Origin of the sequence: Aliinostoc sp. HNIBRCY26 (assembly GCF_050235535.1) — a bacterium.
Lineage (GTDB): Bacteria > Cyanobacteriota > Cyanobacteriia > Cyanobacteriales > Nostocaceae > Trichormus.
In genome coordinates this window covers 1,344,460-1,356,625 of sequence record NZ_CP189852.1, presented here as the reverse complement: position 1 = coordinate 1,356,625, position 12,166 = coordinate 1,344,460, and the positions used below count along the sequence as shown (strand labels likewise).

11 protein-coding genes are annotated in these 12,166 nt (G+C 40.2%); 8 read left to right on the top strand and 3 right to left on the bottom strand.

All coding sequences use genetic code 11. The features are described from left to right. Window positions 1–25 precede the first annotated feature (25 nt). Together purE and ACQFX9_RS05710 are read left to right on the top strand one after the other, a co-directional pair. A complete protein-coding gene (gene purE / locus ACQFX9_RS05715; protein WP_103139201.1) occupies window positions 26–544 on the top strand; it encodes a 5-(carboxyamino)imidazole ribonucleotide mutase in 519 nt (172 codons plus the stop codon). A gap of 267 nt (window positions 545–811) precedes the next feature. Then, window positions 812–2,119, top strand: a complete 1,308-nt coding sequence (locus ACQFX9_RS05710; RefSeq protein ID WP_427161098.1) for a hypothetical protein — start codon at window positions 812–814, stop codon at window positions 2,117–2,119. A 127-nt stretch (window positions 2,120–2,246) separates the two neighbouring features. Here the strand turns inward: ACQFX9_RS05710 and ACQFX9_RS05705 are convergent, their stop codons facing one another. Next, a complete protein-coding gene (locus ACQFX9_RS05705) occupies window positions 2,247–4,292 on the bottom strand; it encodes an elongation factor G (protein WP_427161097.1) in 2,046 nt (681 codons plus the stop codon). Window positions 4,293–4,570: 278 nt separating this feature from the next. Between ACQFX9_RS05705 and ACQFX9_RS05700 the strand changes: the two genes are divergently transcribed. Together ACQFX9_RS05700 and ACQFX9_RS05695 are read left to right on the top strand one after the other, a co-directional pair. After that, window positions 4,571–5,533, top strand: coding sequence for a tetratricopeptide repeat protein (locus tag ACQFX9_RS05700; protein WP_427161096.1), 963 nt, complete (start codon window positions 4,571–4,573; stop codon window positions 5,531–5,533). 288 nt (window positions 5,534–5,821) lie between these two features. Further along, window positions 5,822–6,355 carry a phosphate-starvation-inducible PsiE family protein gene (locus ACQFX9_RS05695; RefSeq protein WP_427161095.1) on the top strand — a complete coding sequence of 178 codons (534 nt, stop codon included), beginning with the start codon at window positions 5,822–5,824 and terminating at the stop codon, window positions 6,353–6,355. Window positions 6,356–6,397: 42 nt separating this feature from the next. Here the strand turns inward: ACQFX9_RS05695 and ACQFX9_RS05690 are convergent, their stop codons facing one another. Beyond that, the gene (locus tag ACQFX9_RS05690; RefSeq protein WP_427161094.1) at window positions 6,398–8,500 is read right to left on the bottom strand and encodes a S8 family serine peptidase; all 2,103 of its coding nucleotides are present in this window, start codon (window positions 8,498–8,500) and stop codon (window positions 6,398–6,400) included. A gap of 175 nt (window positions 8,501–8,675) precedes the next feature. Between ACQFX9_RS05690 and ACQFX9_RS05685 the strand changes: the two genes are divergently transcribed. From ACQFX9_RS05685 to grxD, 3 genes are all read left to right on the top strand, one after another. Further along, a complete protein-coding gene (locus ACQFX9_RS05685; RefSeq protein ID WP_427161093.1) occupies window positions 8,676–9,254 on the top strand; it encodes a hypothetical protein in 579 nt (192 codons plus the stop codon). A gap of 155 nt (window positions 9,255–9,409) precedes the next feature. Continuing rightward, window positions 9,410–9,664, top strand: coding sequence for a BolA family protein (locus ACQFX9_RS05680; protein WP_427161092.1), 255 nt, complete (start codon window positions 9,410–9,412; stop codon window positions 9,662–9,664). 158 nt (window positions 9,665–9,822) lie between these two features. Beyond that, window positions 9,823–10,146: a Grx4 family monothiol glutaredoxin gene (gene grxD, locus ACQFX9_RS05675; protein ID WP_427161091.1), complete on the top strand. Its 324-nt coding sequence runs from the start codon at window positions 9,823–9,825 to the stop codon at window positions 10,144–10,146. A gap of 304 nt (window positions 10,147–10,450) precedes the next feature. On the opposite strand, the gene ACQFX9_RS05670 is transcribed toward grxD, so the two are convergent. After that, on the bottom strand, window positions 10,451–10,699 hold the full coding sequence (locus tag ACQFX9_RS05670) for a DUF6761 family protein (RefSeq protein ID WP_103139212.1): 249 nt from the start codon (window positions 10,697–10,699) through the stop codon (window positions 10,451–10,453). Window positions 10,700–11,346: 647 nt separating this feature from the next. Here ACQFX9_RS05670 and ACQFX9_RS05665 point away from each other — a divergent pair. Next, window positions 11,347–12,117, top strand: coding sequence for a response regulator transcription factor (locus ACQFX9_RS05665; RefSeq protein ID WP_103139213.1), 771 nt, complete (start codon window positions 11,347–11,349; stop codon window positions 12,115–12,117). Window positions 12,118–12,166 lie beyond the last annotated feature (49 nt).

Below are 12,166 nucleotides of genomic sequence, written 5' to 3'. Positions count from 1 at the left end.
TTTGAAGTTTGAATTTTGAAATATTATGTCTGTTGTTGTTGGCATTATTATGGGCAGTGATTCAGATTTGCCTACTATGAAAGATGCGATCGCTGTTTGTGATCAATTTGGTGTGGAAAGTGAAGTCGCGATCGTCTCTGCCCATCGTACCCCAGAAAGGATGGTAGAGTACGCTAAATCTGCCCACCAACGCGGAATTAAAGTCATTATTGCTGGGGCTGGTGGTGCGGCTCATCTTCCTGGTATGGTAGCTGCTTTAACACCTTTGCCTGTAATTGGTGTTCCTGTCGCTACTCGTAATTTACAAGGTGTGGACTCTTTGTATTCTATCGTCCAAATGCCAGCCGGGATTCCAGTGGCGACGGTTGCTATAGGTAATGCGAAAAATGCCGGACTTTTAGCGGTGCAAATTCTGGCGACTCATCAACCGGAGTTATTAGAAAAGGTACAGAATTATCGTCAAAGTCTATGTGATATGGTAATGGACAAGCAAGCTAAACTAGAACAGCTAGGATATCAGCAATATCTGCAACAAGAACTTTGAACTGTAGCAGTTTTGGAAAAATTAGCAAAATATCAAATTTTTTTCTCAGACATAAGACATTCCTTACCTCAAAAAAAGATGATATGTAATCCAATTGTTTTAAAACCATGAGGATACAAAATTCATGTGAATAATTTTTTACCCATTTCTTAAATAAGATTAACCTCAAACTTATCACTAAAGTTATACTTTGTTTTGTGGATAATATTTTTTCGGGCTACAATCAATTAGATATAGCTAATATTACACAGAATGAGGGCAAATCTTATGTTGTCTGAATGGGGAAATAATAATTATTTAAAAAAGATTTTACAGGAGCTAGAAGATTTAAATAAGTCTTACACATTTGTTTTGCCAAATATATCTCATGAAATTGATAGAATAAGACAGAGCGTTAGTAGTAGAACAATGCTATCCTCATACTCTGAATTACTAGAAAATCTATCTAAATCTAGACTGTCAACACAATCTGAATTATTAGAGAACTTATCTACTGAGTCCAGATTATTTAGATATAAAGGAATATTAAATAATCAAGATAATAGATCAAATTTATTGCCACGACACAATATAATAGGGGAAAATTTATATTTAGATTTAGAAAAACAAATATCTATATGGAAAAAAATAGTTGATTCCAGTCTAGATATTTATAGACCATCTCTGAGATTAAATGAACTTGCAGTTGCATCAAAAGTTTGGGACAAGAATATCACCAAACTTACAAGTCAAATTCAAGAGATAAATCTCTTCTCCAAAAATCCAAATTTAGTACAAAGTTTGTTAGCTCCTTCAAGGGTTTATACAGAATTTGTAGATAAAACTTATCAACTTCTAAAGAAGACTAAAAATGATAAGGTTTCTTGGGCTTTAGAGACTTCTTTACATCTAGCAGAAGTTCAATGGGTATCTACTACTAATACTTTAACTAATTTTGTCACTGTCACAGAAGATGATGAATGTGTCTCAAATGATAAAGATTTATTACTACCAATAATTCAGCAAAATGAATTAATAGAAATTGTAGAATCCTGCGAAGAGCAAAATGAAGAATCTATAATACTACTATCTCCTGCTGCTCAAGCATCTGAACAGGTAAGGCGAATTTGGCAATTAATCGTTCAGTGTAACGAGATAGTGCAAACTAAAGGACAGAAAGAAATGTTCAAATCAACAACTAAGTTGTTGGAAGCCTGTACAAATTTGCCCTGGATAATACCCCAAGATAAAGATAGTTTTGCCAAGTTTATAGATTATTTATATTTTACTTTCTATGAGGGAACAGGAAAAGATAACTTACGCTTTTTAACCAAGTATGATGGTGTACTAGAAACGACAGATTGTAACTTTATTTGGTGCATCAAACATTTAAGAAATAAGTGGCTGCGTCATGATCCAGATCATGGCAAAGAAAAAGATATCCAAAAATCTTGGCAAGATTTGCAAGAAAAATTCCTATGGCTTGGCCTAGATCATATGCCAATTAGAGAACAAGATTTTCGTCTGTTACACCGCTCCTTGTTAAAAGAAGCGGAGTCGTTTATGCAACTAATTGTGGAAAAATTGATTTCTTAAATGTGCTTAATCCTTCTATGAATGGACAGGAAGTTATAATCTAGCATTATCCTAATGATAAGAAAATGGAGTGACAATTACTGCCACTCCATGATTCAAAATAGAGGAGACATTGAGTAAATCGAAACTATTTGCTGTTACCGTTGGAACCGTTACCGTTACCAGCTAGAACACGTTCAGCAAGCTTTTCTGGGACTTCTTGCAGGTGGTCATATTCCCAGTGGAAATAACCAACGCCCAAAGTGAGCGATCGCAGCTCTACAATAAAGTCTTGCATCTCGGCTTGGGGTAAGTAAGCAGAGATATTATCCCAACCTTGCCAATCGTCTCTACCTTCATAGCCTAAAATCTGACCTCTGCGTCCACTCAACAGTTGCAGGACTTTAGAGGTAAATTCACTGGGTGTGGTGACTTGTATCCGCAAAATTGGTTCTAGAAGCGTAGGTTGTGCTTGGGGTATACCTGTCTGCATTGCTAACCGCGCCGCTTGCTTAAAGGCTTGTTCGGAACTATCAACGTTATGATAAGAACCATTTGTCAGCGTTACCGCCACATCGACCACAGGGAAACCCAAAGGCCCGTGAGACAGAAATTCTCTCACTCCCATTTCTACGCCGGGAATGTATTGTCTAGGAACTACACCACCAACGATAGTTTCCTTAAAGTTAAAGCCTTCACCTCGTGGTAAGGGTTTAATATCTAGAAAAACATCGCCAAATTGACCATGACCACCGCTTTGGTGTTTGTAGCGTCCGTGTACTGAACTTACAGGTTTGCGGATGGTTTCTTTATAGGGTACTTGGGGTAAGTGGGTAGACATGGGTAGGTTATATTTGCGCCGCAGTCTATCTAAGGCGACTTGCAAATGTATTTCACCTTGTCCCCACAGAATCACCTCATGGGTGTCTCCATGTTGTTCCCAAGCTAAAGAGGGGTCTTCTTCTAGTAACTTGGTAATTGCAGCACTGAGTTTCACTTCATCGTTGCGCTTTTCTGGGGTGATGGCTAGCGCATATACTGGTTCTAATTGTTCAACCTTTGATAGTGCGATCGCTTGTCCTGTAGAAAGAATATCCCCAGTTTTAATTCCTTCTAATCTACTTAAGGCAACAATTTCACCTGCGCCAACTTCGTTGACTGACTGCTGTTGTTGTCCCATGAGGCGATAAAGACCACCAGCACGCACACCATTGAGAACAATACCATCGGTTAATTTGCCTTGCCAAACCCGCACGAGAGAGAGTTTACCACCTTGAGGAGTGTAATAGGTTTTGAGGACTTGGGCTAGGGGTGTATTGCTGGCTTTACTATCTTTGAGGCGACGTTGCGCGGTTAATTCTGGTTCTGGTGCTTCCCGTAGCAATGCGTCTAATAAGGGTCTGACACCATAATCTTGTTCGGCTACACCAAAGAATACAGGAACTACTAAATCAGCCCCTAATTCCATTTTTAAATCTGAGAGAATTTCTTCTTGGGGAGGTTCGATGTCTTCTAAAAGTTCTTCGAGTAAGTGATCATCAAAATTTGCTAAAGCTTCTAACATTTCGGCTCTAGCTGTATGTTCTTCTGCTTTTAAATGTTCAGGAAAAGGAATAGGATCAGCTGGCGCGCCTGGATGATATTGATAAGCTTGTTCGCTCACCATATCAATAAAACCAGTCAATTCTTCCCCTTGCATGATGGGGTATTGATGCGCTACTAATGGACGACTAGAAACAGCTTTGAGGGCGTGTAATGTTTCTAAAACATGAATATTAGCTCGATCCATTTTATTCACAAAGACTAGATGGGGAATTTCCCAGTCATCTAGGAATTTAAATAGAGGAGCTAGGGTTAAAACTCTATCGCGTATAGGTTCACAGACTACAATTGCTGCATCAACGCCAATTAAAGCGTTATATGTTTCTTGGGCGAATTCTACACTACCGGGGCAGTCAATAAAAGTAAAACGAGTGTTGTTATACTCTGTGCTAGCTGCACTCACTTCTACACTCATCCGGCGATCGCGTGCTTCTCCCGCACTATCACCGATTGTGTTACCATCCTTAACGCTACCTTTGCGAGAAATCGCACCGGTCACAAATAACAAACTTTCTAATAATGTGGTTTTTCCACTCAAATAAGGGCCGACAATAGCAACGTTCCGCGAACCTGATATGACTTTTTCGCTCATAAAACCTCCCTTGCAGTAACTCTCTCTTACCGCATAGCCCTGTTGTTTTCAGGGATGAATAATTGTTCTCTTGCTGGAGAATTATCCCCCCTTTAACTTGTCATTATCTCTTGTTTAACTAAAGGCAAAAAAAATTGTAGCCTGTCGTAAGATTTACCTTAAGAAAGGTTAAGCAAAACTAACTTTAATACCAAAGCTAAAAGTTTTGTTAAAACCTAATTGTTTAAAAAACTTTTTATGAATAACAGTGACGGAATTTAGCAAGAGTCAATACATCAATGAAATTATCTATCTATAACTATCCGCTAATTGCAATACTGGGGTTAACATTATCCTGGGGAATAATTGTGCCAGTCTCAGCAAAATCCCCTACTCCCCAAACTTTTAACTTAGATACTCACAATTTCAGCTTACAAGAAAACCCCCACACCCCGAAACTATTTGCACAGACTAGCCTACCCACAGCCACAGCCTTATTAAATCAAGGCTTACAAGCAATTCAAGCAGGAAGGGTGCAAGATGCGATCGCGGCTTTTCAAAGCGCGTCACAATTAGATCCCAGTTTAGCCGCAGCCCATTACAATTTAGGGTTAGCATTGCGACAAACTGGACAATTACAACCAGCAGCTAACGCCTTTTATCGAGCAACTCAAGCTGATCCTAACTTTTCTCTGGCCTTTGCGAATTTAGGAGGAGCATTGTTAGAAGGAAATAATTTACCACAAGCAACTGAATATTTACAACGCGCTTTAGAACTAGATCCACAACTAGGATTTGCCCACTATAACTTAGGATTAGTCAAACAACAGCAGCAAGATTGGGAAGGAGCGATCGCATCTTTTCAAAAAGCGATGACCTATAGTAAAAATGCGCCAGAACCTCACTATCATGTCGGTTTATGTTATCTGCAACAAGGTAAAATTAGTCAAGCTCAAGCTGCCTTTGAGCAAGCCATTAAAATTAACCCCCAATATCCCGACGCGCATTATAATCTTGGTGTGATTTTGTTTAATCAAGGTAAATTACAAGAATCTTTAAACTCTTTTAGAAAATCAGCAGAAGCTAACCCTAACTATCCCAACGCTTATTATGGTGCGGGTTTAGCATTTATGCAGTTAAATCAATATGGTGAAGCGGTGAAAGTGCTTACCCATGCCAAAAATTTATATAATTCACAGGGTAATATACAGTGGTCAAAAAATGCTGAAATATTGTTGCAACAAGCACAAAAGGCTCAATGATAAATAGTCAATAGTGAACAGCTACTTACACGAATTTATGATGTTTATTAATTAAAAAATTGCAAAGTAATAGTTCATAAATAATAACTCTAAAATTATCATTTGTGCTGATGCAAATACCATTAATATTCGGTAAGAATGGGAATATGGCATAAGTTAGAAGTACAGCTATTAAGTAAAAGTGAGTTCGACAAATTTTAAAATTTAAGCCCCTCTCCGCGTCGGAGAGGGGTTTGGGGAGAGGTCGTCAAATTCACGTTAAGTCACCATTGAAAACCGGAAATCTACATGAAAAAGCGCATCAAAAGCAGATTTTTATTTTGCGATCGCTGGTTAGACCGTCATGCAATCGTGCGTCATATGGAAGCATTTCAAGACATATTAGTCATAGTTTTATGTTTAGCTTTGTTTAGTTTCATGGTTATAGAATTATGGGGAATATTTATTGCGATCGCCCAACCCCTAAACTATAAACACGTTACCGCGAAAATCCTCTTTGTCTTAATTTTAGTAGAGTTATTTCGTCTATTAATGGTTTATCTCCAAGAACATAGCATTGCTGTAGGTGTAGCCGTAGAAGTAGCGATTGTTTCCGTCCTCAGAGAAGTAGTAGTCCACGGAATCTTAGAAATTTCGTGGTTACAAACAGCCGCAATTTGTGGCTTGCTATTTATTTTAGGTGGATTACTCATAGTGTGTGCCAAAACACCACACATGGATTGTATGAGTGCCAACACAAAACTTTGCCCCATAGTTTACCAAAGAACCAGAGACACAGAAAATGAACTCGAATTAAATTACCTACATACCCGTGACCAATAACTATTGACTATTGACTATTGACTATTGACCATTGACTAACAACTAAATCCCCAACCTCAACTCCCAACTGATGAGTTTACCTACATCTTGCGTTGCATAATCTATGAGCCATAACTGCCAACTACCTTTAGCAGACTGAGAGATTAACTGTTTGAGTAAAGGCTGCGATCGCAGTGTATAAGTTGTTTTTAACTCAGTGCGACATCCTAAAGTCCGATTTTGTAGTAGCACTTGCTGATTATTAGGTGCAATTAAGTAAATTTCTAAGTCACCTAAAAAATTATGGGTGAGATTGACGGTAACTTGAATATCTTTTACTGTACTCGCTTCAGAAATCGCGATCGCACTCTTCACCCCTTGAAGATTACCATCAGGAATCTCTACCGGATTAGAATTACTCCCTTGAATTTGCTGACTTGCATTGATATTATCAGCCCGCATTTGTAAAGCAGCTTGCACCGCCTTAGCTGCATTCACCTTCCCATAACCAAACCATTGAGAATGGCCATTGGTATCATAAGTACCACCATACAGCCCCAATTGCGGGTCAGGTTCATTGTCTACAATTTTATCTGCCGTCGTTTCTAAAATGCGTTTCACTTGCTGCGCTGTCAAATTAGGATTAGCAGATAACACTAAAGCCGCCACCCCAGCTACTACAGGTGTCGCACTAGAAGTTCCCCCGAAATTACTAGTAAAATTCCCTACATCGTAACCTGCTGCCCCTATCTGGTCAGTGGTCAACATTCCCCTACCAATAATAGAAGTCTTAATTGTGGGTTGTGTATATAAAAAACCCTTCCCTGGAAATGACATTCCCGGTGGTGCATTGTTACTAGGGGCGCACACAGAAATATTCGTCCCCCAATTACTGTAAGCAGCCTTTTTCCCCATGCTATTCGATGCAGAAACAGTAATTACATCAGGATGAACAGCAAAACCGCCCAGCCAGTCTGTCAGACCTTGTAAAACATTATTAGGCCAATCCTGTTCATAGACAGTTCCACTTACAGGACGGTTAGCATTACCAGCCGCAAACAAAACAACGCAACCTTTACCATTGCGTCCCTGTGTCACAGCCCTAGTAATAGCTGCTTTTTGGCGCAAAGATAAAGGAAAATAAACCGCCGAAGCTCCCCAACTACAAGAAATTACACTAGCACCCTTTTCTATTGCCCAGTTAAATATCTGTTCAATGGATTCATCATCTAAAAATCCAGTGGTACGAATCGGCATTAAAGCACAACCAGGGGCGACTCCCACAATCCCCGCACCGTTTTCTTCCGCCACCGCTAACCCAGCGCAGGCTGTACCATGACTACTACCTTTGCCATCCGGTAAAGGTAAAAAGTCATTTTCCCTTAAATCTCTGGGTGCAACAACCTTACCACTACCTTGAAAGTCTGGGTGATTCAAATCAAAAGAATCATCAACCACTGCCACAACTACAGACCGCACCCCACGGGTAACATCCCAAGCCTGTTCTACCGCAATATGAGAACCAAGGGATAGGTCACTACCGCCATTATGGTTGAGATACCACTGCTGACTATACAAGGTGTCGCTGGGTTTATAGTGTGGTTCGCTTTCGATTAACACATTAGCTTCAGCCGCCAATACCTCCGGCATTTTTTGCAATTGGTTAGCAATTTTGAGGGGATTTTCCGTAGCTTGTTTGCTCACCAAAAATACAAAAGCATTAGGTAATCCAGGTATGGGTTTATCTAGAACTAGCTGAAATTGAGCAGCGATGAGATTGATTTTAACGCTATCTACCCCATCAGCAAACTGAATCGTGATTTGGTCAGCCAAATAAACGTAAGTTTCAGGATTATTCTGGACGGTGTAGACATGACTGGCAAAAACTACATTATTGTCATTACGTGCTTGGGCGATCGCAGTTTCTATCTGTTCTGGCGTAGTTTGAAATAGTTCTAATTTGGCTTGGATAATACTACGCTGCCAAATAGCCCAACTAACCTGAGATAATTGTTGCACAGGAAAGTCGGTGACAAAACGGACGGTGAAGCGGTCTAAAGCTTTCGCCAAGACTAATTCTTCACCTCCCCGTTGCAGAACTAATCCCATACTGCTGGCTGGTTCACCGTTATTTGTGGAATCAGAAGATAGATTGCGATTGTTCATAGGGGCGATTGTGGTTGATGCAAGGGCAATGGGAACTCTGTAAAACCGATTTTCAGTCTAAATCAAAGAAACTACGTACTTAGCTGCGTTTTGTTAAAAACGAAAACAGAGTTAAGATACCCGAAGTTTGTCTACCTTGTTCGATTTCTTAATAGTTGTTGCACAAATTGACCCCATGAAAGTTGCTGCTCCTGCTTCCTTAATTCGTCTGACTACTCTAGCGGTGTTAGCAACCCTAGCCCTGGTTGCACCTGCTCAAGCTCAAAATCAACCAAAGCCGATTGATCCTAATAGTCCCAATAATTTACGTCCTACAGCCCAAAATAATAGCCTATTGAGCATAGAAGGTGGCGATCGCTTGATGAAAGAGGCAGAGCAAGCTGTAGCTGCCCAAAACTACACCCAAGCTGCTAAAAAGCTCCAAGAAGCCCGTCAGGTATATAACCAGCTATCCAATTTTTATCAAGAGTTAAACTCTAGCTTTTCTGGCATAGACCTGCGTGTCTCTGATTCCCAGCGTGAAAAAGCTCGCATCACAGCCCAAAAACGCGATGAAGCCACATATCAACTAGCACTTGTACATCGCGCCCAAAATCAACCAGAATTCGCCGTACCTCTATTAGTGCAAATTATTAAAAGTCAAAGCCCCACACGCGAACTAGGCAAAAAAGCCTATCAACAACTGTTTGAATTAGGTTTCGTTGACGCTCCCTACCCCCGACAAGGAGGTAGTTCTTCTTCATCCCAGAAGTAGGAAGCAGAGAAAGCAGGGGAGCAGGGGGCAGGAGAAGAAAATACAATCCCCAGTCCCTAATCCCTAATCCCCAATCCCCAACCTAACCGCAATTTGGCAGAGTTAATCAGGCCATATCTGTTAATAATATATAAGTAGGTTTTTCAGGAATTGCGATGATTACTCCGCAGCAAGTTGAAGCAATGATCAAAGCGGAAATGCCAGATGCTCAAGTGCAAGTACAAGACTTGACCGGTGGCGGCGACCATTATCAGGTGACAGTAGTTTCATCGCAGTTTGCAGATAAAGGACTGGTGCAACAGCATCAGTTAGTTTATGGTGCTTTGCGCCAAGCTATGTCCACTGAAGCTATCCACGCCCTGGCATTGAAAACATATACCCCAGAAGCTTGGCAAACAACAGCTTCTTAAATAAATTAGTCAATAGTCCATACTTATGATTCCATTTCTGCTTTTTGTTCAGTCTCAAGACCAATAAGTATCAGAGCGAACACCAAAAGCAGAAAAACTAATGACTAACGACTAATGATTAATAACTATTAACTATCAACAAAGCTAGGGAAAAAACCATGACACCAGAAATTCAAGAAAAAATCGACAACTTAGTAAAACAAAATAAAATCTTAGTTTTCATGAAGGGAACTAAGTTAATGCCCCAATGTGGCTTCTCTAATAACGTTGTACAAATTTTCAATAGTTTCGGTGTTCCATTTGAAACCGTTAACGTTTTAGACGATTACGAAATTCGCCAAGGCATTAAAGACTACTCTAATTGGCCTACAATTCCCCAAGTTTATATTAACGGTGAGTTTATTGGCGGTTCTGATATTATGATCGAACTTTACCAACAAGGTAAATTGCAACAAATGGTAGAAATCGCACTAGCTTCTTAATCAATTCTGCATCAGTGAAAAATAAAATTTAAACTAGCATAGTTGGGGTTGCAGCAAAGCATCCCATTTTTTTTATCCAAAACACGACACCACCATTAAAAACTCCGCGCCCCTCTGCGTCAACCTTCGCGATACTTTGCGTTTAACTTCCAGCCAACCTTAATTAAATACCCCTCAAAGGTTGAGGGGTGATTTTTGTAATTACAAGATTCCCAAAGTTAACATGAATACAGTTGTTGACATTACCAGATAATGTGCTATGATTATCTGCGTTGCTTTATAGCCACTATGAATAGCTTTTGAATTAGTAATAATCATGCTGTGGCTGTGGTTGTGGCATAACAAAATTTGACGCATCGTACAAGTAACGACTAGCTTCTTCCTCCAAACGATGGATCAGGAATGGTTCAATAACGTTGCCATTTCGCAGTGCGGCTAGATAGCCATCCAAATACATCCGCATATCATCCGAGCGATACCCGCGATTCCATAACTCGACGAAGGCGTCAGTAATTTTTTGGTAATGGCGGATGGTTTGTGTGTCTTGGAGCATAACTGCTATGTTGATCTCTTTGGAATGAGAATTTTAATTGATTCCGACTAAAAAGTGAAGGGGGTCTGTTTCCGGCTCTGCTCTCAAAAGCTCTAACATTGACTGGTAGCAATGCCTCCAGCAACTACAACATAGTTACATCCTATTCCAGAAAACATCGATTAGATAGTCTCATCAGCTATTTTTATACTTTTTTAGGATGGTAGCTTGTTGGGAAACATCACATCGCCTGGACTTAAATCTTGTGTTGTCTTACGAGAAATCTTCATCTTTGGGTGAGGGTTGTGCTGCTATTAGTTAGCTAGTATAGGTAATTGCAACCATTGAATCAGTTAGGAACATCAAACACCGACGGTATGATTGTCAGTCTGGTGTGTCAATTTGATTTTGGCTACTTTGGCTATTGTGATTAATTCTTGACTGGAAAATAGCTAACAGGATAATTGGCAGGAAAAATTTTAATAATCATAACAAAAATTTAATAAAAATCCTAATTTATCTCTGGAACAGGCAGAAAATAAACATTTGGCCAATTTTTGTATTGAGGAAATATAAAGGGAATTATTAAGGGAGTAACAAAGACTACAAAACCTTGAGCATGGGCTTGTTACTTTGAAATTCATCAGACGCTAAGGGGTCTAGCCGCCGTGGGTTCGGTTTGTATTGAAATCGTTGAGGGGAATCCCCATCTTAGGTCGTTGCTTGGTTGGCACTTGCAACAATTGGAATATAGAGTTCATCAAGCTGCTAGCATTTATCAAGCTAGAGAAGCTTTCTTGAGCCATCAGCCAACTTTGGTGATTCTCGATGCAGATTTGCCAGATGGAGACGGTATCGAGTTTTGTCGGTGGTTGCATCGTCAGCAACAGCCGTTAATCTTAATGCTGTCGGCTCGTAGCAATGAAGCTGATGTAGTTGCTGGCTTAAAAGCAGGAGCTGATGACTACTTGAGTAAACCCTTTGGAATGCAGGAGTTTTTGGCGAGGGTAGAAGCACTAATTCGGCGTAAGCGCACACCAACAGCACCTGCTTACTTGGACTATGGTACTTTGCAAATTGACTTAGTACAGCGTCGTGTGCGATTCCAAGGAGAGTTTATCGACCTCACACCCCAGGAATTTAGCTTACTGTACGTGCTAGCGCAAGCTGGCGGAGTACCATTGAGTCGGTCTGAGTTGTTGCGCCGTGCTTGGCCTGATGCTATTGACAACCCGCGTACCATTGATACTCATGTGCTATCGCTACGCAAAAAAGTTGAACTTGATCCCCGTCAACCAAGTTTGATTCAAACTATTCGGAATGTGGGATACAGATTTAACATGGAAATTTTGAATGCTAATCTTCCTCAAACACAACCAAAGTTACCAAAGGAGAGATTTAGCAATCAACGCTCAACACTAAGTGGACAACTATCATAGGTCGATTTTCCATCAACAAAATGCTGAAGATGTAAACCTGTTGGTTGCA

Bases quoted from the DNA above. Each gene is read 5' to 3' on its own strand.
- ACQFX9_RS05695 (WP_427161095.1), top strand. From the start codon at position 5,822: ATGAAAAAGCGCATCAAAAGCAGATTTTTATTTTGCGATCGCTGGTTA.
- ACQFX9_RS05680 (WP_427161092.1), top strand. From the start codon at position 9,410: ATGATTACTCCGCAGCAAGTTGAAGCAATGATCAAAGCGGAAATGCCA.
- ACQFX9_RS05670 (WP_103139212.1), bottom strand. From the start codon at position 10,699: ATGCTCCAAGACACACAAACCATCCGCCATTACCAAAAAATTACTGAC.
- purE (WP_103139201.1), top strand. From the start codon at position 26: ATGTCTGTTGTTGTTGGCATTATTATGGGCAGTGATTCAGATTTGCCT.
- ACQFX9_RS05710 (WP_427161098.1), top strand. From the start codon at position 812: ATGTTGTCTGAATGGGGAAATAATAATTATTTAAAAAAGATTTTACAG.
- grxD (WP_427161091.1), top strand. From the start codon at position 9,823: ATGACACCAGAAATTCAAGAAAAAATCGACAACTTAGTAAAACAAAAT.
- ACQFX9_RS05690 (WP_427161094.1), bottom strand. From the start codon at position 8,500: ATGAACAATCGCAATCTATCTTCTGATTCCACAAATAACGGTGAACCA.
- ACQFX9_RS05705 (WP_427161097.1), bottom strand. From the start codon at position 4,292: ATGAGCGAAAAAGTCATATCAGGTTCGCGGAACGTTGCTATTGTCGGC.
- ACQFX9_RS05685 (WP_427161093.1), top strand. From the start codon at position 8,676: ATGAAAGTTGCTGCTCCTGCTTCCTTAATTCGTCTGACTACTCTAGCG.
- ACQFX9_RS05700 (WP_427161096.1), top strand. From the start codon at position 4,571: ATGAAATTATCTATCTATAACTATCCGCTAATTGCAATACTGGGGTTA.